We start from the raw sequence: 22,322 nt of genomic DNA, 5'->3' as shown, positions 1-22,322 counted from the left end.
AACGGAACAGGACTCAAGGGGGAGTCAGCGATTCGGCCGCGATTCGTTCTCAACTCGTTCCGAAGCTTAAAGCCAACGGGAAAAGCGTCGCAAAGTGAGACAGTTGCGCGAGGTTCGGGGAAGGGCGCCGCATTCTCCGCCGTCATGCCCCGGCTTGACCGGGGTATCCAGTACGCCGCGCCCTCTCGGTTTGATCTGCGCCGCCTCTGGAATACTGGATCGCCCGGTCGAGCCGGGCGATGACAGCAGTGTGTGAGGCCGGCCCTTCGCGCCCTCGCCCCAAAACAGCACTGACATTCGCCCCAATCGCCATTACCTAATCCTCCAGATGCCTTTTTCCTCCTCCCCCTTCGCTTCCGAGCGGCTTCCCGGCGCCGGCGTCACTGCGGTGCTTGGTCCCACCAACACCGGCAAGACCCATCTCGCCATCGAGCGGATGCTCGCGCATCCCTCCGGCATGATCGGGCTGCCGCTGCGCCTGCTGGCGCGCGAGGTCTACAACAAGATCGCAGCAAGGGTCGGCCCCGACGCCGTCGCGCTCGTGACCGGCGAGGAGAAGATCAAGCCGAAATCGCCGCGCTACTGGGTCTCGACCGTGGAGGCGATGCCGCGCGATCTCGACGTCTCGTTCCTCGCCGTCGACGAGGTGCAGATCGCGTCTGATCTGGAGCGCGGCCACGTCTTCACCGATCGCATCCTCAACCGCCGCGGCCGCGACGAGACGCTGCTGCTGGGCGCTGCCACGATGCGTCCGATCATCGAGCGGCTATTGCCCGGCGTCTCCATGATCACGCGGCCGCGTTTGTCGCAGCTGGAATTCGCCGGCGACCGCAAGATCACGCGGCAGCCGCGGCGCACCGCCATCGTCGCCTTCTCGGCTGACGAGGTCTACGCCATCGCCGAGCTGATCCGGCGGCAGCATGGCGGCGCCGCCGTGGTGCTGGGCTCGCTGTCGCCGCGCACCCGAAACGCGCAGGTTGCGATGTTCCAGAACGGCGAGGTCGATTACCTCGTCGCCACCGACGCCGTCGGCATGGGCCTCAATCTCGACGTCGACCACGTCGCTTTTGCCTCCGACCGCAAGTTCGACGGCTACCAGTTCCGCCGCCTGACGCCGTCCGAATTCGGCCAGATCGCCGGCCGCGCCGGCCGCGCCACCCGCAACGGCACCTTCGGCACCACCGGCCGCTGCGCACCGTTCGAGCCCGAGCTCGTCAATGCGCTGCAGAACCACACCTTCGATCCCGTGAAGGTTTTGCAATGGCGCAATTCGAAGCTGGATTTCGCTTCCCTCGGCGCGCTCCAGGTCTCGCTGAACCTGGCCCCCGGCCACGAGGCGCTGACGCGCGCGCCCATCGCCGAGGACATGCGCGTGCTCGACCACGCCGCCCGCGACGCTGAGGTGCGCGATGTCGCGCATGGCAAGGATGCGGTGGAACGGCTGTGGGAGGCCTGCCAAATCCCCGATTATCGAAAGCTGTCGCCGGCCGCCCATGCCGAGCTGGTCACCACGCTGTACGGCTTTCTGATGCGGAAGGGATGTATCCCCGACGCCTGGTTCAGGACCCAGATCGACCAGGCCGACCGCGTCGACGGCGATATCGACACGCTGTCGGCCCGGATCGCGCAGATTCGCACCTGGACCTTCGTCGCCAACCGTCCCGACTGGCTGAAAGACCCCGAACGGTGGCAGGGGATCGCCCGCGAGGTCGAAAATAAATTATCGGATGCGCTCCATGAACGCTTGACTGAGCGTTTCGTTGATCGCCGGACCAGTGTATTGATGCGCCGCCTGCGGGAGAACACGAGCTTGAATACTGAAATCGGCAAGACCGGCGAAGTCATCGTCGAAGGCCATGTCATCGGCCGCCTCGATGGCTTCACCTTTGCACCGGATGCGGCGGAAGCCGGCTCCGATGCGAAAGCGTTGCAGGCTGCAGCGCAGGCCGTGCTCGCCGGCGAGATCAACGCGCGCGCCGAAAAACTGGGCAATGCGCCGGACGAGCAGTTCGTGCTGACTTCGGAAGGCATCATCCGCTGGACCGGCGATGCCGTGGCGCGGCTGTCTGCCGCAGAGGACGCGCTGCATCCGCGCATCCGCATCATCTCCGACGAACGCCTCACGGGCGCCCCCCGCGACAAGGTGCAGGCCCGGCTCGAGCTCTGGCTCAAGACGCATATCGAAAAGCTGCTCGGGCCGCTGTTCGAGCTCAGCAAGGCCGAGGACGTCACCGGCATCGCCCGCGGCATCGCCTATCAGCTCGTGGAGGCGCTCGGCGTGCTGGAGCGCCCGAAGATCGCCAACGAGCTGAAGGACCTCGACCAGCCCTCGCGCGCGACCTTGCGCAAATATGGCGTCCGCTTCGGCGCCTATCACCTCTATTTCCCCGGCCTGCTCAAGCCGGCCGGGCGTGCTCTGGCCGCGCTGCTCTGGGCGCTGAAGCAGGACAATGTCGATCCCTCCGCGCTGTCGGGCGCGCAGCATCTGGCAAGCTCCGGCCGCACCTCGTTCCCGGTGGACAAGCAGCTGCCGCGCGATGCCTATCGCGTGCTCGGCTACAAGCAGGCCGGCGAGCGCGCCGTGCGCGTCGACATCCTGGAACGTCTTGCCGACCTGATCCGTCCGGCGCTGGCCTGGCGCGAGAACGCGTCCGGCGAAAAGCCCGCCGGTGCATTCGACGGCCGCAGCTTCGTGGTGACGCAGGCGATGACCTCGCTCACCGGTTCGGCCGGCGAAGATTTTGCCTCCGTGCTGCGTGCGCTCGGCTATCGCATGGACAAGCGCCCGCCGCTGCCGGCGAAGCCGGCCGCGCCTGTTGCCGAGACGCCTGTTGCTGAAGCCTCCAGCGAAGAGGCACCCGCAACCGAAACGCCGGTCGAGGACGCCGCAGTGCCTGCGGAAACCGCGATCGAAGCCGCCGCCGAGCCTGTGACCGTCGAAGACGCGCCCGGCATGGAGCAGCACGACGAGCCGGTGCAAGACGAGCCGGCGCTTGAAGCTTCCGTCACGCCGGAAGACGCTCCCGGCATCGCGCCGCCTGCGGAAGAGGCTGCGGCACCCGTTGAAGCCGCCGAAACCGCTCCCGCCGAAACCGCACCTGCCGAGACCGCGCCTGCAGAGACTGCTGCAGCCGAAGCCGCTGCGTCGGCCGATGCGGCTGCGCCTGTGGAAGCCGCGGCAACGCCCGCCGAGCCCGAGCTCATCGAGGTCTGGCGTCCCGCCGGCCGTCACGATGATCGCAAGCCGCGCCACGAGCGCCATCGCAACCAGCGTCATCACCAGCCGCGTCCGCAGGCGGCCGCTGAAGCCGGCGCTGCGCCTGCCGAAGGCGAAGCCCAGCCTGCCGCCGACGGCGAGAAACGCGGTGAGCGTCATCGCCATGGCGGCGGTCATCGCCGGGATTCCGGCCGCGATGGCGGCAGGGACTTCCGCAAGCCGCGCGAAGGCGGCGCCGAAGCCGCGCCGCGTCCCGAGGGGCGCGACGACAAGAACCGTCGCTTCGAGGGCAAGAATGGCGGCAACAAGGACCGCGACAACAAGGATCGCAACAAGGGCAAGTTCGGTGGCGGCGATCGCGACAAGGGTCGCGACAACCGTGGCCGCGACCGCGACAAGGGCCGCGACCGCCAGGGCGGACCCTCGCTGCGTCCCTATGCATCGAGCGCCAATCCGCGCGAACGCGATCGTCCTGTCGATCCGAACTCGCCGTTTGCAAAACTCGCTGCGCTAAAGGAGCAGCTGTCCGGGCGTAAGGAGTAGCACAGCGTTTTCAAGCGAAGTGCGGAGCGGTTCGCGTGAAGAAAACGCGTCAGAGGGAATAGGGTCACGACCGAGCGGCAGCGCATCGACAAATGGCTATGGCACGCGCGGGTGGTGAAGGCGCGCACCTCCGCTGCCGAGCTTGTCGAGTCCGGCCATGTTCGCGTCAACGGTGCACGCGAGAAATCGCCGGGGCATGCGATCAAGATCGGCGACGTGCTCACCATCGCGCTCGATCGCACTGTGCGCGTCTTGAAAGTCACCGCCTTCAACGAACGCCGCGGCGATGCCGCCTCGGCCCGTGTGCTCTACGAAGAGCTCGGTGAAGGCCATCCGAATTCTCAGCGCAATTAATTGCGCTTTGAATTCATTTCTTGGTCGATCAAGCGCATAAAGCCGTCATGATCGGCCGTTCCTGAGCTTGCGGCGCCGGGCCATCCGCGCTACGCAAGCCGCGACTTTTAAAAGAGCTTTTCGGAGCGTTGGATGACTTACGTCGTCACTGAAGCGTGCATCAAGTGCAAGTACACCGACTGCGTCGAGGTCTGCCCGGTCGATTGTTTCTACGAGGGCGAGAACATGCTCGTCATCCATCCTGACGAGTGCATCGATTGCGGCGTGTGCGAGCCGGAATGTCCCGCCGATGCCATCAAGCCGGACACGGAACCGGGCCTGGAAAAGTGGCTCACGGTCAACGCCGACTACGCCAAGAGCTGGCCGAACATCACCCAGAAGAAAGAATCACCTGCCGACGCCAAGGATTTCGACGGCATGGAGGGCAAGTTCGACAAGTATTTCTCCGCGAACCCCGGCTCCGGCGACTAATTCGGGTCAAACTTAACCCTATTAGCGGCGTTACCGCCGAAAACCAGCCCTTAAGACCCCTAAATCATTGATTTTTGCGGGAAATGTGCTATATTGGGCACATTGAGCCGAACCCTGGTTAGCCCCGTCGGCCCCGTTGGGTTCCCGTGAAACCAAATGTCGAACAGGGGCGTGGCAGTTTCCGCGCGCAGGCTGTGTCACAGAAAACGCGTAAAAAGAGTACTTCAGCGAAGGCTTCCCATAAGGACGCCAAGAAAGTCGCCACGGCCAGCCGTAGCGCATCCAAGGGTCGGACCGCGACTAAGGCGCCGGCTGCAAAGTCCTCGAAGAACAAAAGAAGCGCAATGCCTAACAAGACTGCCAAGCCGGCCGCGAAAGCGACCGTTGCCAAGCCTGTTGCCGCCAAGCCTGCCGCCAAGCCCGCTGTTGCCAAGACGCCCGCTGCCAAGGCTCCCGCTGCCAAGCCCGCCGCGCCAAAGGCTCCTGTTGCGGCTGCTCCTGCCAAGGCTCCCGTCGCTGCCGCCAAGCCGGCCGTGAAGCCCGCGGCTGTTGCGCCGAAGGTCGAGGAAAAGAAGGTCGTGACCCAGCGTCAGGGCTTCAAGGCCAACGAATTCGTCGTCTATCCCGCCCACGGCGTCGGCCAGATCCTGGCCATCGAGGAGCAGGAGATTGCCGGCGCGAAGCTCGAGCTGTTCGTCATCAACTTCATCAAGGACAAGATGACGCTGCGCGTGCCGACCGCCAAGGTCGCCAATGTCGGCATGCGCAAGCTGTCCGAGCCCGCGCTGGTGAAGCGTGCGCTCGAGACCCTCAAGGGCCGTGCCCGCGTCAAGCGCACCATGTGGTCGCGCCGCGCCCAGGAATACGAAGCGAAGATCAACTCGGGCGACATCGTCGCGATCGCGGAAGTCGTGCGCGACCTCTATCGCTCCGAATCGCAGCCCGAGCAGTCCTACAGCGAACGCCAGCTCTATGAAGCCGCGCTCGACCGTCTCTCCCGCGAGATCGCGGTGGTGCAGCACTCGACCGAGACCGAAGCGGTCAAGGAGATCGAGGCCCAGCTCGCCAAGAGCCCGCGTCGCACCGGCGCCAAGTCCGAAGCCGCCGAAGGCGAAGCCGACGCCGAGGGCGATAGCGACGAGACCGAGGGCGGAGCCACGGTCGCCGACGAGGCCGCGTAAGCGGCTCGCGCGTCGATCGCAACAGATCAAAAGCCCGGCCGTTTGGCCGGGCTTTTTGTTTGGGGCGCCGGATGATCTTGCTCGGTCCGTAGGGTGGGTTAGCCGAAGGCGTAACCCACCATGCTGCCGCAAAGAAGTGGTGGGTTACGCTTCGCTAACCCACCCTACAAAGTTGACCAACCTCACTTCACCGGCCGCTTCTCGAGCTTCCGCGCCAGCGTCCGACGGTGCATCCCGAGCCGTCTTGCCGCTTCCGAGATGTTGAAATCGGTCTCGATCAGGGTCTGGTGGATGCGTTCCCATTCTAGTGTTTTGATCGAGGTCGGCCGGACGTCGAGCGCGACCTCGGCATTGCCTGCGGCCTTGTTGAAGGCGGCCTCGATGTCGTCGGTGTTCGATGGCTTCGCCAGATAGTGGCATGCGCCAAGCTTGATGGCCTCGACGGCGGTGGAGATGCTGGCAAAGCCCGTCAGCACCACGATCAGCATCTCCGGATCGTGCGTGTGCAAGAGCTCGACGCAGGCCAGCCCCGAGGCGCCGCCGAGCTTGAGGTCGACGACGGCATAGCCGAACGATCGCTCCTCCAGAACTTTCCGCACGCCCTCGATCGAGGCGGCGAGCACGACCTCGTAGTCACGGCGCTCGAACGAACGCTTCAGGGTGCGGGCGAAGCCGGCATCGTCCTCGACGACGATGAGCGAACGGTCAGGCGTCAAAGCTGCCTCCGATCGCGAGCGTGGCGAGCGGCAGCGTGAGGCGGACCGTGGCGCCGCGCTTCCTGTGGTTCTCGGCAGTCACGCTGCCGCCAAGCTTGCGCACCACATTCACCACCAGGAATAGGCCGAGCCCGCCGCCGGCGCGGCCCTTGCTCGACTGATAGGGCTTTCCGAGCTGTGCCAGCATCTCCGGCGCAAAGCCGGGGCCGCGATCGCTGATCGACAGCACGAGACTATCGCCCTCGCGCTCGGCAACGAGCTCGACCCAGTCGCGCGAGACCTCGTAGGCGTTGTCGAGCACGTTGAAGATCACCTGTTTCAGCGCGACGTCTGAGGCGATCGCGACGTCTTCGCCGAAGGTGTTGACGAAATACAGCGTGCGCGCCGAGCGCGCGTCGCGCCACTCTTCCACCAGCGCCGTGACGAAAGCCGCCACCGTCGTCGGCGACGATCCTTCGCCGCGTGCTTCGCCCGCCGACACCAGAATGCCTGTCACGATCGACTTGCAGCGTTGCAGCGAGGTCTCCATCTCCGCGAGGTCCTCGGCCAGCTCCTGATCGGCGGCAAGGTCGGGCATGCGGCGCCAATCGCCGAGGATGACCGAGAGCGAGGCGAGCGGCGTCCCGAGCTCGTGAGCCGCGCCGGAGGCGAGCAGGCCCATGCGCACGATATGATCCTGCTCGGCGGCATGCTGGCGCAGCGCCGCCAGATGCGCGTCGCGCTCGCGCAAATTCCTGTTGATGCGGGTGACGAACACCACCAGCAGCACGGCGTTGAGCACGAAGCCCAGCAGCATGCCGGCAACCGTGAGCGTATAGGTCTCGCTCAGCGGGTTCGGCGGCAGATCGAGCGGCCGATAGGCGACGGTCAGCCAGACGAAGCTCGCGCAGGTCAGCGCGACCAGCGACCAGGTCGAGCGGCCATCGAGCAGCACCGCGCCCAGCGTCACCTGGAGCAGGAACAGCGAGGTGAAGGGATTGGTGGCGCCGCCGCTGAGATAGAGCTGCGCGGTCAGCGCAGCGACGTCCAGCATCAGGGCGACCAGCAGCTCGTTGTTGGTGATCGCGGCGCGATGGCGCACCCACACCAGGCTGGAGACGTTGAGAAATATCAGTGCGCCGATCACCGCGCCCATGCGGGTGAGAGGCAGGGGAATGCCGAGCCAGACATGCACGCCGCCGATGGTCACGATCTGCCCGACCACTGCGGTCCAGCGCAGCTGGATCAGCAGCGCCATGTTCTTGCGGTTGGTCTCGTCGTCGGTCGGCGCAGCGCCGATCAGCTCGCTGCGCGCGTCCGCCTGCGATTGCAGCGTGACGGCGACATGCGTTCTTCCGTCGTCAGGTGGGCTCGACGATCGTTCCAGCATCTGATCCCGTCCTGCGGGCGTCGGCATCGGAGCCGTCGGCCGCTTCGTGGACGAAGCCGCTCCAGGGCTTCCTGCGGCGGAACAGCCCGCCGCCGAATGTGACGATAAGTCTGCCGGCTAGCATGAAAGCCAGGGCAAACCACGTCAGCGCGTAGATCAGGTGGTTATTGGGAAAGCTGATCACGGTCAATCCGCCGATTGGGCCGCCGCCGGATTGTGATCCAGCGTCGGCATCGACGAAGAAGGGCGCGACATGGTCGAGGCCGCGTGCCGCCGCAATCGCGGTGACATCCCGCGAGTACCAGCGATTGTGCTCAGGCACGTTGGTCCTGAGGAATCCGCCTTTTGGCTCGGTGACGCGCAAGAAGCCGGTGATCTCGACCTCGCCTTGCGGATTGCCGTCCCGGCGCGTCGAGACGTCGCGCCGGTCGGACGGCACGAAGCCGCGGTTGACCAGTACCAGCGTGCCGTCGTCGCGCCTGAGCGGTGTCAACACCCAATAGCCCGGGCCTTCTTCGGTAACGGCCTGAACCAGCGTCTCACGGTCATGCATGAAACGGCCGCTGACGCTGACGTGCCTGTATTCGTCGTTTGCGGCGGAGACGGTCGGCCATGCCGCTGGCGAGGGGATCGGCTGCGCCGGGGCATGAACGCGCTGCTCGACGCGGTCGATCAGCGCCAGCTTCCAGGCGCGGCGTTCGATCTGCCAGACGCCGAGCGCGATCAGAAGTGCAATGGCCGCGAGCGAGAGGACCGTGAGCCACAAGGACGGGTGCGCAGCGTCGCGGCGCGCCCCGTTTGCCTTGCTCGTCTCGGTCCGGATTTCGTTCATTTCATCCCGTTCATCTGGTGGATCGGCATCATGTTGCTGTTGAGATGGTTCATCACCCACAGCGAACCGGACAGGGCGATCACCACCATGACGATGGTGAAGATCAGCGCCATCATACTCCAGCCGTTCTCGGACGTCGTGTTCATGTGCAGGAAGTAGATCATGTGCACGACGATCTGCACGACCGCGAAGGCCATGATCACGAGCGCGGTGATCTGCTTGCTCGGAAGCGCGCCGCTCATCACCAGCCAGAACGGAATCGCGGTGAGCACGACCGAGAGCACGAAGCCGAGCATGTAGGTCGAGAACGAGCCGTGGGCGTTGGCGTGGCTGTCGCCGTGGTGATGATCGCCCGCATGGGCGGCGTGAGTATCGGTGTTCATCGCAGAACTCCCAGGAGGTAGACGAAGGTGAAGACACCGATCCAGACCACGTCCAGGAAGTGCCAGAACATCGACAGGCACATCAGGCGGCGGCGGTTGGCCTCGATCAGGCCGAACTTCCAGACCTGCACCATCAGGGTCACCAGCCAGATCAGGCCGCAGCTGACGTGCAGGCCGTGGGTGCCGACCAGGGTGAAGAAGGCGGACAGGAAGGCGCTGCGCTGCGGCGTCGCGCCTTCATGGATCATGTGGGCGAACTCCGACAGCTCGATGCCGATGAACGCGGCGCCGAACAGGCCGGTGATCGCCAGCCAGATCTGGGTCTGGGCGATCTTGTTCTGCTGCATCGTCAGCATCGCAAAACCATACGTGATCGACGATAGCAACAGCATCGAGGTGTTCACCGCGACCAGCGGCAGCTCGAACAAATCCTTCGGCGCCGGACCGGCGGCGTAGTTGCCGCCGAGCACGCCGAAGGTGGCGAACAGGATCGCGAAGATGAGACAGTCGCTCATCAGGTAGATCCAGAAGCCGAGCGAGGTGCTGTAGCCTTCCGGATGCGGGTGTTCGTCGGCGAGGTAGAACACCGGCTCGCCGGTTTGCGTGGGATTGACAGCGACAGTCATTTACTTGGCTCCGGCGAGCAGTTTGGTGCGCACGTCCTCGGCCCGGATGACGTCCTCGGCCGGAATGTCGAAATCGCGGTGATAGTTGAAGGTGTGACCGATGCCGACGGCGAGCATCGCGATGAAGCTCGCGGCGGCCAACCACCAGATGTACCAGATCAGGCCGAATCCCATCGCGGTGGCAAGGCCGGCGAGGATGATGCCGGTGCCGGTGCTGCTGGGCATGTGGATCGGCTTGAACCCGGTGAGCGGGCGCTGATAACCGCGCCTCTTCATGTCCCACCACGCGTCATTGTCGTGAACGACAGGAGTGAAGGCGAAGTTGTAGGCCGGCGGCGGCGAGGAGGTCGCCCATTCCAGCGTACGCGCATCCCAGGGATCGCCGGTGACGTCCTTGAGCTGCTCGCGCCTGAGGAAGCTGACTGCGAACTGCATCAGCATCGAGAGGATGCCAAGGAAGACCAGGAAGGCGCCAATGCCGGCGACGATGAACCAGATCTGCAGGCTCGGATCGTCGAACACGCGGAGGCGGCGGGTCACACCCATCAGGCCGAGCACATAGAGCGGCATGAAGGCGAGATAGAAACCCGTGACCCAGAACCAGAACGACAGCTTGCCCCAGAACGGGTCGAGCTTGAAGCCGAACGCCTTCGGGAACCAGTAGCCGATACCGGCGAACGCGCCGAACACCACGCCCCCGATGATCACGTTGTGGAAGTGCGCGATCAGGAACAGGCTGTTGTGCAGGACGAAGTCGGCCGGCGGCACCGCGAGCAGCACGCCGGTCATGCCGCCGAGCACGAAGGTCAGCATGAACGCGATCGTCCACATCATCGGCAGCTCGAAGCGGATGCGGCCGCGATACATCGTGAACAGCCAGTTGAACATCTTCGCGCCCGTCGGGATCGAGATGATCATCGTGGTGATGCCGAAGAAGGAGTTGACGCTGGCGCCCGACCCCATCGTGAAGAAGTGGTGCAGCCAGACCAGGTACGACAGGATGGTGATGACCACCGTGGCGTAGACCATCGAGGTGTAGCCGAACAGCCGCTTGCCCGAGAAGGTCGAGGTCACTTCCGAGAAGATGCCGAAGGCGGGGAGAACCAGGATGTAGACCTCGGGATGACCCCAGATCCAGATCAGGTTCACGTACATCATCGGGCTGCCGCCGAAATCGTTCGTGAAGAAGTTGGTGCCGACGTAACGGTCGAGAGAGAGCAGCGCGAGCACGACGGTCAAAACCGGAAAGGAAGCGACGATCAGCACGTTGGTGCAGAGCGCGGTCCAGGTGAACACCGGCATCCGCATCATGGTCATGCCGGGGCACCGCAGCTTGACGATGGTGCAGATCAGGTTGATGCCGGACAGTGTCGTTCCGACGCCCGCGACCTGTAGTCCCCATATGTAATAGTCGACGCCGACATCCGGACTGTAGCCGATGTTCGACAGCGGCGGATAAGCGAGCCACCCGGTGCGGGCGAATTCGCCGATGAACAGCGAGGCCATCACCAGCACCGCGCCGCCGACCGTCATCCAGAAGCTGAAATTATTCAGGAACGGGAACGACACGTCGCGCGCACCGATCTGGAGCGGCACGACGAAGTTCATCAGGCCGGTGACCAGCGGCATCGCCACAAAAAAGATCATGATCACGCCGTGGGCGGTGAAGACCTGGTCGTAGTGATGGGAGTTGAGATAGCCCTCCGAGCCGCCGAAGGCGAGGGCCTGCTGCAACCGCATCATCAGCGCGTCGGCGAAGCCGCGCAGCAGCATCACGATGCCGAGGATCATGTACATGATGCCGATGCGCTTGTGGTCGACGCTGGTGAACCACTCGCTCCAGAGATAACCCCAGACGCGGAAATAGGTCAGGCCGGCAAACATGATGAGGCCGCCGGTCGCCACCACGGCAAAGGTGCCGACGACGATCGGCTCGTGCAGCGGCAGCGATTCGAAGGTGAGCCGGCCGAAGATGAGCTTGAGAAGATCAGGAGACATGCGGGATCTCTTTACGAATCTGACTTCGGACGTTGTCCGAGGAAGAAGGACGAGGACTTCAGCGGCGTGAAACTCGGCCGCTTCAGGCCAGCGCCGAGCAGCGGCGCGGTGTCGAGAGGCGCCGTGATGGAGGCGGTGGTCCTGCCCTGCGGCGCATCGGGCGTGCAGGTGCCGGCGACGAAGGTCGGCTCCGGCCCAAGCGCCGTGCCGCGGCGAGCGTACTTGTCGTAGGCCAGCGGCAGCGTGTTGTTCAGGCCCTCATGGCCGAGGCCGCCCTTGGCGTCGATTGCCATCATCTCGCTCTGGCACATCTTGCCGGTCTCGACGCACATGTTGAGGATCAGGCGGTAGAGATCGGAATCGACGGTGCCGTAGCGCCGCACCGGCTCGTTCTGGCTGGGTTTTTCGAGCTGGAGATATTCGGCGCGGCCGAGCGAGCCGCCGGACTTGGCGCTTGCGATCCAGGCGTCAAAGCCCTTGTCGTCGAGACCCTGGAAGTTGAAGTGCATGCCGGAAAAGCCGGCACCGCTGTAGTTCGCGGAAAAGCCCCGGTAGGTGCCGGCGTGGTTCACGACGGCGTGGAGCTTGGTCTCCATGCCCGGCATCGCGTAGATCTGGCCGGCCAGCGCGGGGATGTAGAACGAGTTCATCACCGAGGACGCGGTGATGCGGAAGTTGATGGGACGATCGACCGGAGCTGCCAGATCGTTGACAGTGGCGACGCCGTAGTCCGGATAGATAAAGAGCCACTTCCAGTCGAGCGCGACGACGTCGACCTCGAGCGGGGCCTTGGATTGGTCCACGGCGCGGTCGGCATGGATGCGGCCGAGCGTGCGATAGGGGTCGAGCAGATGCGTGCCCATCCAGGTCAGCGCGCCCAGGCAAACGATGATCAAGAGCGGCGCCGACCAGATCACCAGCTCGAGGCTGGTCGAGTGGTCCCATTCCGGCTCGTAGCGGGCGTCGGTGTTAGACTGGCGATAGCGCCAGGCGAACAGCACCGTCAGCGCCATCACGGGCACGACAATCAGGAGCATCAGGACGGTGGAGATGATGACGAGGTCGCGCTGCTGCGCTGCGATATCGCCGGCCGGCGCCAGCACGACGTAGTTGCAGCCGCTGAGCGCAACCGCCAGGGGTAGCAGCGCCAGAATCTTGAAACGGGACAAGGGCCGAGCCTTATGAGAATGAGTTTCTTTTGCGGGGCCAAGGGGTAGCTGCGGCGCAGCAATCCGGACATTGGACAATTTGTCCAATGTTGCACTGCGGGATGTTGCGCCAGACAAGGCTAGATTGCCTGGCGCCTCGCCGGGCGGTCAGCTTTGGTTTTCAGGACGTTAAGGGCGCGCGAATGGCGATGGCACAGACCCCCGCAATGGCAGACCACTCGGGCGAGCACGGCCACGACCAGGCCAGTCCCGGCGAGATCGCTATCGGCGTCATCATCGGCCGCACCTCGGAATTCTTCGACTTCTTCGTCTTCGCGATCGCCTCGGTGATCGTGTTCCCGCGCCTGGTGTTCCCGTTCACGAGTGAACTGACCGGCACCCTCTATTCCTTCATGATCTTCGCGCTGGCCTTCATGGCCCGGCCGATCGGCACCGTCATTTTCATGACGGTCGACCGCGAATACGGCAAGACGGCCAAGCTGATCTCGGCGCTGTTCCTGCTCGGCACCGCCACCGTCGCGATCGCGTTCCTGCCCGGCTATCACGAGATCGGCGTTGCCGCGATCTGGCTGCTGGCGCTGGCGCGCATCGCACAGGGTCTGGCCTGGGGCGGCGCCTGGGACGGCATGGCCTCGCTGCTGGCGCTGAACGCGCCGCCTTCAAAGCGCGGCTGGTACGCGATGGTGCCGCAGCTTGGTGCGCCGCTCGGTCTGATCGTGGCGAGCGGGCTGTTCGCCTATTTCGCCGGAAATCTCTCGGCCGACGACTTCTTCGATTGGGGCTGGCGCTATCCGTTCTTCGTCGCCTTTGCCATCAACGTCGTGGCGCTGTTCGCGCGCCTGCGCATGGTGACGACGGAAGAATATGCCTCGCTGTTCGAGACCCGCGAATTGCAGCCCTCGCGCATCTCCGAGACGGTGGCGCGCGAAGGCCAGAACATCATGCTCGGTGCGTTTGCGCCGCTGGCAAGCTTCGCTCTGTTCCATATGGTCACGGTGTTTCCGCTGTCCTGGGTGTTCCTGTTCACCCGCGAAAGTCCGGTGCGCTTCCTGATCATCGAGATCGTCGCCGCCGTGTTCGGCGTCGGCGCGATCGTGCTCTCCGGCGTCATCGCCGACCGCGTCGGCCGCAAATCGCTGCTGATGGGATCGGCGATCGCGATCGCGATCTACAGCGGCTTCGCCCCGCAGCTGCTCGATGCCGGCGCGTTCGGCGAGACCATCTACATGGTGATCGGCTTCATCCTGCTCGGTCTGTCGTTCGGCCAGTCGTCGGGTGCGATCGCCTCGAACTTCAAGCAGGCGTATCGCTACACGGCTTCGGCGCTGACCTCCGACATGGCCTGGCTGTTCGGCGCCGGCTTTGCACCGCTGGTCGCGCTGTTGCTGGCGACCAACCTCGGCGTCATCGCCTCGGGTGCGTACCTGCTGTCGGGCGCGTTCTGGACCTTGCTCGCGCTCTGGCTCAGCGGCCAGCGCGAGGCCGGCGATATGGACGCGGGGCGCTGATCGGGCGGAGCTTGTAGGGTGGGCAAAGGCGCGTAAGCGCCGTGCCCACCATCTTTCAATAATCCTGATCGGGAATGGTGGGCACGCTTCGCTTTGCCCACCCTACGGCAGTTTAGCGTACGTCAATCCGCCACGACCTTCACACGATCGCGCACCTTCACCTGCGCGTTGCGATCGAGCCCGTTGAGGACGCGAAAACGTTCGGCCGGGTGATCGACGCCAGCCATGCGGTGGGAGAGCGATTCCACGGTGTCGCCGGGCTGCACGGTGATGACCTTGATGCGCAGCGGGCGCGCGGCCTGGATCTCGTCGAGCGTCAGGCGGCGGAATGAACCGACGGTCTCGCGCGCATTGCGCTCGCTCTCGGTCGACTTCTGCCGTGCCGCGAAGATGAAGCGGTAGACGTCGCTGCCGAACCGCAGCGCATAGACCTTGAACTGCCACTGGTCGCCCTTGGCGGTGGCGGACGCAGCCGGAAAACCGTTGATGGTGATGTCCTCGGTGGAGGCCTTCTCGACGCCTTCCATCCAGCCGGAATTCAGGTAATCGCCGAGCGACTGTTCAGCCGGCACCCGCACGACGTCGAACCGCATCGCCTGCGAGCCGCCGTCGCGCACGCCGATCACGGCCTGCGCAGTGTTGTCGAGCGTAAAATTGTCCGGCGCCTGGAAGGTGAAGCCGAGCTTCGGATGCAGGAAGCGCCGGCCGCGGACAAAACCTTCGCTGGGGTCTTCGCCGTAGACGAGGTTGTCGATCGCGGCGAGATAGGTCTCGCGGTCGCGCTCGCCGCCCTCTGGCGCTGCGTATTGCCGCGCGATGGTCTGCGCGTTCTGCACGCGCTCGGGCGTCGCCGGATGCGACGAGGTGAAATCCTGCGCGCGCGGATCGAGCGAGGTCTTGCCGACCTTCAGTTCGGCATTGCGCTCCATCGCCGAGAGAAAGCGTGCGGCACCATAAGGGTCGAAATGGGCCTTGGCGGAAATCCCGACGCCGACGCCGTCGGCCTCGAACTCCTGATTGCGCGAAAAGCTCGCCATGGTCAGCTTGGTCTTGGCGAGCGCGAGCGCAGTGAGATCGGGATCGTTGCTCATGTCGGTGACGACGCGGGTGACGATCGCGGCCTGGCGGGCCTGGTCCTCGCGCATCGCGGCGTGCTTGGACAGCACATGCGCCATCTCGTGGCTGAGCACGGAGGACAATTCCGACGTATCGCTCGCCAGCGCAAGCAGGCCCCGCGTGACATAGAGCTGGCCGTTCGGCAGCGCGAAGGCGTTCACCGCGCCGGAATTGAGGATCGTGACCCGGTAACCCTGGTCGGGCCGATCGGACGCAGCGACCAGCCGGTCGACGGTCTTGGTGACGAGCGATTCGAGCCTGGCGTCGTCATAGGTGCCGCCATAGCTCGCCAGGATGCGCTCATGCTCCTTCTCGGTGGCGGGGGTCTGGGCGACGGCCGGCTTCGGCTTGGGCATCGCGACGGTCGGCGGGGCCGCCGCGGTCTGGAAGCGGCCCATATCGCCGCAGCCGGCAAGGGCTGAACCCAGCACGAGGCATAGCACAGCCGGCGCTGCCCGCAGGCGGCGTTCACCTTGTCCGTGCCGTCCTAGCACCCCATTCACGTCGCTTAACCCGTGCCTGGCCCTTTTTAGGGCCTTACCCCTGTCGGCTCGTTTGCGCCCAGCAACTCGATTTGTCCTACGAGGCGTATATCGATACGCGGCCCCGTATTCCCCTCAGCCCAGCCTCGGACACGAATACGTTTATTTTCCAGAGACTTAAGAGCGATCCCGGCGCTTTCGAACGCGGGTACCATGCGCTTTGAAATAGTCACGGCGAAGCCGCGTGTCCAGTTTCGTCCGAAGTTGAGGTAGGTCATTGCCCCAGCTTGCCGGACCGACAGGACTTTGCCTTCGACCACCACAAAACGCCCGATCCCCGCCAAAATATCGTCCGGACTTTCCGCGTTTTTTATGGCCGACGGGTCAGCCCAGCTGCCCTTTTTTTGGCGCCTCGCCTCGGCCTCCGACGCCATCAGGGCCGCCGCGCAGTCCTTATCGGCAATCTCGGCGGAGACGATGGCGTCGCCCTGGGCGAGGAGCGTCGCCTGCACGGAGATGTCGCTCTCGCCGACAAAGACCAGCGCGCCCTGGCGGCCATAGCGGTCAGGCGTGTCGTCGGCGCTGCGCAGGATCACGTCGTGCCCGACCAGCAGCGAGGTCAGCGCCTGCTTCGTGGTCGCGGTCGGCTCGATGCCGGTCAAGCGGATTTCCCGGCCGTCATCGAGCCGCAGACTGCGCGCATCGATCGCGGTGACGCGGCCTTCGCCCTGGGACTCGAACTGGCACGGGCTCGCGAATGCGCTCTGCCCCGCGACGAGAAGGATTGCGATCAGCTGAAGCCGTTGCGTCACGTTGCCCGGTGAGGTTGCGTTGCGCTCCAATTATAACTCAAGCGCGGTGGGGCGCGAAGACTGTTTGTTCATACTCCGTCATTGCGAGCGCAGCGAAGCAATCCAGAGTCCCTCAGAGGAAAGATCCTGGATTGCTTCGCTGCGCTCGCAATGACGGCGGAGGCACTCTTCCGCATCTCGTCATTCCGCTTTGCGGAAAGCGCGTGTTGATCGCTCATCTGCATCGTCCCGCGCGCTTGCTGCGCTGTCGCGCATGCGGCATGATTGCGGCAACACCAATAACCAAGCCGCCATCAGAGTACGGCGCGATAAGGGAGGCCTTTTTCGATGAAGCATGTTGTGTCGGGTATTTTTGCTGCTGCGTTGGCGCTGAGTGCAAGCGCCGCACAGGCCCAGGACAAGCCGCCACTGAAGATCGGCGGCATCCTCGACATGTCGAGCCTGTATGCCGACATCACCGGCCCCGGCAGCGAGACCGCGGCCAAGATGGCCGTGGAGGACTTTGGCGGTGAGGTGCTCGGCCGCAAGATCCAGGTGCTGGCTGCCGACCATCAGAACAAGGCCGATCTCTCCGCCAATATCGCCCGCGACATGCTCGACAATCAGGGCGTCGAAATGATCTATGACGTCGCGGCGTCCGCGACCGCGCTTGCCGCCGGCGAGATCGCGAAAGCGCGCAACAAGATCATCATGTTCAACGGCCCGGGCTCGATCCGCCTCACCAACGAGGCCTGCGGTCCCTACACCATTCACTATGTGTTCGACACCTACGGCCAGGCCAATGTGACCGGCCTTGCGGCCGTGAAGTCGGGCCTCGACACCTGGTACTTCCTCACCGCCGACTACGCCTTCGGCCAGGATCTGGAGAAGGACACCAGCGCCGTCGTGACCAAGACCGGCGGCAAGGTGCTCGGCAGCGTGCGCCATCCGCTCAACACGTCGGATTTCTCGTCGTTCCTGCTGCAGGCCCAGGCCTCGAAAGCAAAGGTGATCGGGCTCGCGAACGCCGGCGGCGACACCGTCAACGCCATCAAGCAGGCGGCCGAGTTCGGCATCACCAAGGGCGGCCAGAAGGTCTCGCCGCTGCTCGCCTTCGTGACCGACATCGACTCGATCGGGCTCGAGACCGCGCAGGGCCTGTTGCTTGCGGAAGCCTTCTACTGGGATCTCAACGACGACACCCGCGCGTTCTCGAAGCGCTTCCAGGAGCGCATGAAGCGGCCGCCGACCTCGGCGCAAGCCGGTGTCTATTCTTCCGTGACGCACTATCTGAAAGCAGTGAAGGCGGCCGGCACGACCGACGCCGCGACGGTGATGAAAATGATGAAGGAGACACCGATCAACGACTTCTTCGCCAAGAATGGCAAGATCCGCGAGGACGGCCGCATGTTGCACGACATGTACCTGTTCGAGGTCAAGAAGCCGTCGGAATCCAAGGGCCGCTGGGACGACTACAAGCTGCTCGCCACGGTGCCCGGCAGCGAGGCGTTCCAGTCGCTGGAGCAGTCGCGCTGTCCGCTGGTGAAGAAATAAACACCGTCATTGCGAGGAGCGAAGCGACGAAGCAATCCAGGCTGTCTCCGCGGAAACGCTTCGCTCGCAATGACGAGTGTGGTGATAGATCAAGCAAAACAACGACAAGGGAGAAGCCCCATGAACGACATGGTTCTGCAGAAGCTCGAGGGTGGGCTGCTCACCATCACCATGAACCGGCCCGAGCGGAAGAACGCGCTCAACCCGGACATGGTCGCCGGGCTGGTCGTGGCGGCGCGTCGCGCCGCTGATGATCCGGAGGTGCGCGCGGTCTTGTTGAAGGGCGCGGGCGGCTCGTTCTGCGTCGGCGGCGACGTCAAGTCGATGGCGGAGGGCCGGGCGCCGCTGCCGTTCGAAGTGAAGATGGCGAACCTGCGCCGCGGCATGGAGGTGTCGCGCATCCTGCACCAGATGCCGAAACCCGTGGTGGCGCAGCTCGATGGCGCGGCGGCCGGCGCGGGTCTGTCGATGGCGCTGTCGTGCGACCTCCGCGTCGCCTCCGAATCCTGCAAGATCACGACCGCGTTCGCAAAAGTCGGCTTCTCCGGCGATTACGGCGGCACCTATTTCCTCACCCAGCTGCTCGGCAGTGCGCGGGCGCGCGAGCTCTATCTGACCTCGCCGGTGCTGACCGCGAAGGAGGCTCATGCGATCGGCATGGTGACCAAGGTCGTCCCCGACGCCGAGATCGACGCGGCCGCGCACGAGCTCGCGCTGTCGCTGGCGCAAGGCCCGTCGATCGCGCTCGGCTTCATCAAGCGCAACATCAACAATGCCGAGCATCTCGCGCTGGAGGATTGCTTCGACGGCGAGGCGATCCACCACACCCGCTGCAGCGACACCGAGGATCACAAGGAGGCCGCAAAGGCGTTCGTCGAGAAGCGCAAGCCGACCTTCAAGGGCGCATGACGATGGCGCCCTATATGCGGTTGCGGCAGATCTGCCTGGTCGCGCCGCAGCTCGCGCCCGTGATCTCCGACATCGCTGATATCATGGGCCTCGCTGTCTGCTACCGCGACGGCAATGTTGCGAAATACGGCCTGGAGAACGCGCTGCTGCCGGTCGACACGATCCTGCTGGAGGTGGTCGCGCCGTTCAAGGACGGCACCACGGCCGGCCGCTTCATCGAGAAGAGCGGCGGGCGCGGCGGCTACATGGCGATCTTCTGCTGCAACGATCCCGACGAGCGCGGCCGGAACGCCAACGCGCTGGGTGTGCGCACCGCCAACGTCATCGACCACGCGCCCTATCACGGCGTGCAGCTCCATCCCCGCGACTGCCGCGCCGCCTTCATCGAGTTCAACCACACCGAAGGCAGCGACGACATTTTGGGGCCGTATCCACCTGCCGGCCCTGACTGGCAAAAATTCATCCGCAAGGACGTGACGCAGGCGCTGACTTGCGTAGAAATGCAGAGCCCGGACCCGCAACGGCTGGCCGAGCATTGGGGCAAGATCATCGGCGTTGCGCCGACTGGCGATGCCGAACTGAAGCTGCCCAACGCAACATTCCGCTTCGTGAAGGGCGCCAGCGAAATCATGAGCGCGCTGGAGTTTCGGGTCACTGATGTTGCCGGCGTGCTGCATGCTGCGAGGGCGAAGGGACATGCCGTGGCGGGCAACGAGTTCTTGCTCGGTGGGGTGACGTTCCGCGTCAGTTGAGTGCTTGGCAGTGATCCGTCACCCTGAGGTGCTCACCTCTTCGGCGAGCCTCGAAGGGCGACGGCCACCGGCGGGGCCGCTCATCCTTCGAGGCTCCCCGCACGGTGCTATGCAGCGCGCGGCTCGCACCTCAGGATGACGGTCTGGATACGGCGGTGCACGAAGAATAAGAAGGGGATCACTCCATGCCGCATCCGCTCGATAGCTTCTTTGCACCCGCCAGCATCGCGCTGATCGGTGCCTCGCGCGATCATGAGAAGATTCCGGGGCGGCTCTTGTCGATGTTGCGCAAGAACGAGTATCCCGGAAAAATCTATCCGGTGAACCCGAATTACGCCGAGATCGACGGCCTCATTTGCTACAAATCGATCACCGACATCGGCACGCCGATCGATCTCGCAATCATCCTCGTTCCCGCCCGCGCGGTGCTTGCCGCGCTCGAGCAATGTGCCGCCGCCGGCGTGAAGAACGCCGTGATCATCTCCTCCGGCTTTGCCGAGGAGGGCGGGGAGAGCGCGGCGATGCAGGACGCGATCGCGGCGCTGGCGAGACGCACCGACATGCGGATTTCCGGCCCGAACGCCGAGGGTTTTTTCAGCCAGGTGCAGCGCGTGGCGGCGACGTTCAGTCCCGCCGTGGACGTCAAGCCGGGCGTGGTGCCGCTGGTCGCCGCGACGAAGCGGATCGGCATCGTCGCGCAGAGCGGCGGCATCGGCTTTGCCTATTATCACCGCGCCAGCGCGCTCGGCATTGCCGTGAGCTATGTCGTCAGTGCCGGCAACGAATCCGATCTCGGGGCCGGCGAGTTCCTGGACTACATGGTGCAGGACGCTTCCACGGACGTGATCCTGCTGTTCATCGAAGGCATTCGCGACGTCGACAAGTTTCTCGCGGCAGCGCGGCGCGCGGCCGAGTTGAAAAAGCCTGTCATCGTGACGAAAGTCGGCCGCTCCGGCGCCGGAATGCGCGCTGCCGCCTCGCACACCGCGAGCATGGCCGGATGGTCGGCGGCCTACGACGCGGTGTTTGCCAAATATGGCTTCATCGTCTCCAACGATCTCGACGAAGCCCTGACGATCGCAGCGGTGCTTGCGAGCAATCCGTTGCCGAAAGGCGATCGCGTCGCCGTCGTCACCGTCTCCGGCGGTGCCGGCATCTGGGGCGCCGATGCCGTGGCGCTGCAAGGTTTGCAGATGCCGGAGCTCTCCGAAAAAGTCCAGGCGCAGATCAGGACGCTGATGCCGTCCTACGGAACCGCGCGCAACCCGATCGACGTCACCGCGCAGGGCGTGACCTCGGGCGGCTTGCAAAAGAGCGTCGATGTGCTCACCGCATCCGACGAGATCGACGCGATCCTGGTCGTGCTGTCGCTGTCGAGCGAGATCCGCAAGCCCTTTAGGGAAGCCGAGCTGACGCCGGTGCTGGCAGCGCAGCACAAGCCTGTGGTGTTCTATTCCTACACGGTGCCGTCCGATTTCGCCCGGCGCGAGCTTGCCAAATCCGGCGTCGTGGTGCTCTCGGGCCTCACCCATGTCGGCGTCGCGATGCGGCAACTCGTGGACTACGCCAAGTTCAAGCTCCAGAAGCCCTTGGACGTTGCGCAAGTCCCTGTGCGGGACATCTCTGCGCACCTGCAATCGCCGGCGCTCTCGGAAGCCGACAGCAAGGCATTGCTCCGCACCGCGGGCATCGCGCTGCCGGACGAAGTGCTGGTGAAGGACAAGGGCGGGCTCGACGACGCCGTCGCCCGCATCGGCTTTCCGCTGGTGCTGAAGATCCAGTCGCCGGACATCGCGCACAAGAGCGAGGTCGGCGGCGTGCGCGTCAATATCACCACAAAGGGCGAAGTGTTTCTGGCGTTCGAGGCGCTGCTCAACAACGCGCGCAAGCACAGGCCTGAGGCGGCCATTCAGGGCGTGCTGGTCTGCCCGATGGCGAAGCAGGGTGTCGAGATCATCATCGGCACGATGACGGACAAGACGTTCGGGCCGATGGTGATGGTGGGCCTTGGCGGCATCACGACAGAGCTATTCCGCGACGTCGTCTATCGTCCGGCGCCGGTCAGCGCAGAAGAAGCCGGCGCGATGCTGGCGCGCTTGAAAGCCGCACCGCTGCTGACAGGATTTCGCGGGGCCGCGATGGCGGATGTTGCGGCACTGTCGCAGTTGATCGCGGATATCTCTCTGCTTGCCGCGCAGCATGCAGAGGAGATCGCGGAGATCGAGCTCAACCCGGTGCTGGTGCACGCCGAAGGCCAGGGCGTGACCATCGTGGATGCGCTGGTGGTGGGGCGGAGATAACAGTCACAATTAACGCCTTCGCCGGGACGACATGGGAAGTTGTGGCCGCGC

The 22,322-nt window shown here is 64.6% G+C and carries 18 protein-coding genes; 9 read left to right on the top strand and 9 right to left on the bottom strand.

Annotation, left to right across the window (positions count from 1 at the left end; genetic code table 11):
- The first annotated feature begins 328 nt into the window (after positions 1 to 328).
- The 4 genes from FXB41_RS33995 to FXB41_RS33980 all read left to right on the top strand — a co-directional run bounded on the left by FXB41_RS33995 (position 329) and on the right by FXB41_RS33980 (position 5,766).
- Complete coding sequence (locus tag FXB41_RS33995; RefSeq protein ID WP_219684848.1) at positions 329 to 3,760, top strand: helicase-related protein; 3,432 nt, start codon at positions 329 to 331, stop codon at positions 3,758 to 3,760.
- An 84-nt stretch (positions 3,761 to 3,844) separates the two neighbouring features.
- Positions 3,845 to 4,114, top strand: coding sequence for an RNA-binding S4 domain-containing protein (locus tag FXB41_RS33990; RefSeq protein ID WP_083869901.1), 270 nt, complete (start codon positions 3,845 to 3,847; stop codon positions 4,112 to 4,114).
- A gap of 132 nt (positions 4,115 to 4,246) precedes the next feature.
- A complete protein-coding gene (fdxA, locus tag FXB41_RS33985) occupies positions 4,247 to 4,585 on the top strand; it encodes a ferredoxin FdxA (protein WP_007599264.1) in 339 nt (112 codons plus the stop codon).
- A gap of 344 nt (positions 4,586 to 4,929) precedes the next feature.
- Positions 4,930 to 5,766, top strand: a complete 837-nt coding sequence (locus FXB41_RS33980) for a CarD family transcriptional regulator (RefSeq protein ID WP_007599265.1) — start codon at positions 4,930 to 4,932, stop codon at positions 5,764 to 5,766.
- Between the two features lie 182 nt (positions 5,767 to 5,948).
- On the opposite strand, the gene FXB41_RS33975 is transcribed toward FXB41_RS33980, so the two are convergent.
- The 7 genes from FXB41_RS33975 to cyoA are packed head-to-tail and all read right to left on the bottom strand — an operon-like array spanning position 5,949 to position 12,859.
- Entirely contained in the window at positions 5,949 to 6,482 is a 534-nt protein-coding gene (locus FXB41_RS33975; RefSeq protein WP_219684847.1) for a response regulator transcription factor, read from the bottom strand.
- Positions 6,472 to 7,851, bottom strand: coding sequence for an ATP-binding protein (locus tag FXB41_RS33970; RefSeq protein ID WP_219684846.1), 1,380 nt, complete (start codon positions 7,849 to 7,851; stop codon positions 6,472 to 6,474). The genes FXB41_RS33975 and FXB41_RS33970 overlap by 11 nt, the downstream gene beginning before the upstream one ends.
- Positions 7,823 to 8,683, bottom strand: coding sequence for an SURF1 family protein (locus tag FXB41_RS33965; RefSeq protein WP_219684845.1), 861 nt, complete (start codon positions 8,681 to 8,683; stop codon positions 7,823 to 7,825). The genes FXB41_RS33970 and FXB41_RS33965 overlap by 29 nt, the downstream gene beginning before the upstream one ends.
- Complete coding sequence (cyoD, locus tag FXB41_RS33960) at positions 8,680 to 9,066, bottom strand: cytochrome o ubiquinol oxidase subunit IV (protein ID WP_219684844.1); 387 nt, start codon at positions 9,064 to 9,066, stop codon at positions 8,680 to 8,682. Before cyoD ends, FXB41_RS33965 begins: the two co-directional genes overlap by 4 nt.
- A complete protein-coding gene (gene cyoC / locus FXB41_RS33955; RefSeq protein ID WP_007599270.1) occupies positions 9,063 to 9,692 on the bottom strand; it encodes a cytochrome o ubiquinol oxidase subunit III in 630 nt (209 codons plus the stop codon). Before cyoC ends, cyoD begins: the two co-directional genes overlap by 4 nt.
- Positions 9,693 to 11,690: a cytochrome o ubiquinol oxidase subunit I gene (gene cyoB / locus FXB41_RS33950; protein WP_219684843.1), complete on the bottom strand. Its 1,998-nt coding sequence runs from the start codon at positions 11,688 to 11,690 to the stop codon at positions 9,693 to 9,695.
- Positions 11,691 to 11,701: 11 nt separating this feature from the next.
- Positions 11,702 to 12,859, bottom strand: a complete 1,158-nt coding sequence (gene cyoA, locus FXB41_RS33945; protein ID WP_219684842.1) for a ubiquinol oxidase subunit II — start codon at positions 12,857 to 12,859, stop codon at positions 11,702 to 11,704.
- 182 nt (positions 12,860 to 13,041) lie between these two features.
- Between cyoA and FXB41_RS33940 the strand changes: the two genes are divergently transcribed.
- Positions 13,042 to 14,367, top strand: a complete 1,326-nt coding sequence (locus FXB41_RS33940; RefSeq protein WP_007599274.1) for an MFS transporter — start codon at positions 13,042 to 13,044, stop codon at positions 14,365 to 14,367.
- Positions 14,368 to 14,489: 122 nt separating this feature from the next.
- Here FXB41_RS33940 and FXB41_RS33935 read toward each other — a convergent pair whose 3' ends face one another.
- Positions 14,490 to 15,881, bottom strand: coding sequence for a M48 family metalloprotease (locus FXB41_RS33935; RefSeq protein WP_246649422.1), 1,392 nt, complete (start codon positions 15,879 to 15,881; stop codon positions 14,490 to 14,492).
- Positions 15,882 to 16,012: 131 nt separating this feature from the next.
- Positions 16,013 to 16,807 carry a thermonuclease family protein gene (locus tag FXB41_RS33930; protein ID WP_007599283.1) on the bottom strand — a complete coding sequence of 265 codons (795 nt, stop codon included), beginning with the start codon at positions 16,805 to 16,807 and terminating at the stop codon, positions 16,013 to 16,015.
- 297 nt (positions 16,808 to 17,104) lie between these two features.
- Between FXB41_RS33930 and FXB41_RS33925 the strand changes: the two genes are divergently transcribed.
- The 4 genes from FXB41_RS33925 (at position 17,105) to FXB41_RS33910 (ending at position 22,271) form a co-directional block, all read left to right on the top strand.
- Complete coding sequence (locus tag FXB41_RS33925; protein WP_219684841.1) at positions 17,105 to 18,310, top strand: ABC transporter substrate-binding protein; 1,206 nt, start codon at positions 17,105 to 17,107, stop codon at positions 18,308 to 18,310.
- A gap of 120 nt (positions 18,311 to 18,430) precedes the next feature.
- The gene (locus FXB41_RS33920; RefSeq protein ID WP_007599286.1) at positions 18,431 to 19,219 is read left to right on the top strand and encodes an enoyl-CoA hydratase; all 789 of its coding nucleotides are present in this window, start codon (positions 18,431 to 18,433) and stop codon (positions 19,217 to 19,219) included.
- 2 nt (positions 19,220 to 19,221) lie between these two features.
- Positions 19,222 to 19,971 carry a VOC family protein gene (locus tag FXB41_RS33915; protein WP_219684840.1) on the top strand — a complete coding sequence of 250 codons (750 nt, stop codon included), beginning with the start codon at positions 19,222 to 19,224 and terminating at the stop codon, positions 19,969 to 19,971.
- Between the two features lie 185 nt (positions 19,972 to 20,156).
- On the top strand, positions 20,157 to 22,271 hold the full coding sequence (locus FXB41_RS33910) for an acetate--CoA ligase family protein (RefSeq protein ID WP_219684839.1): 2,115 nt from the start codon (positions 20,157 to 20,159) through the stop codon (positions 22,269 to 22,271).
- Positions 22,272 to 22,322: the final 51 nt, after the last annotated feature.

This window comes from Bradyrhizobium canariense, assembly GCF_019402665.1.
Classification (GTDB): Bacteria; Pseudomonadota; Alphaproteobacteria; order Rhizobiales; family Xanthobacteraceae; genus Bradyrhizobium; species Bradyrhizobium canariense.
This window is presented reverse-complemented; position numbering and strand designations above follow the sequence as displayed.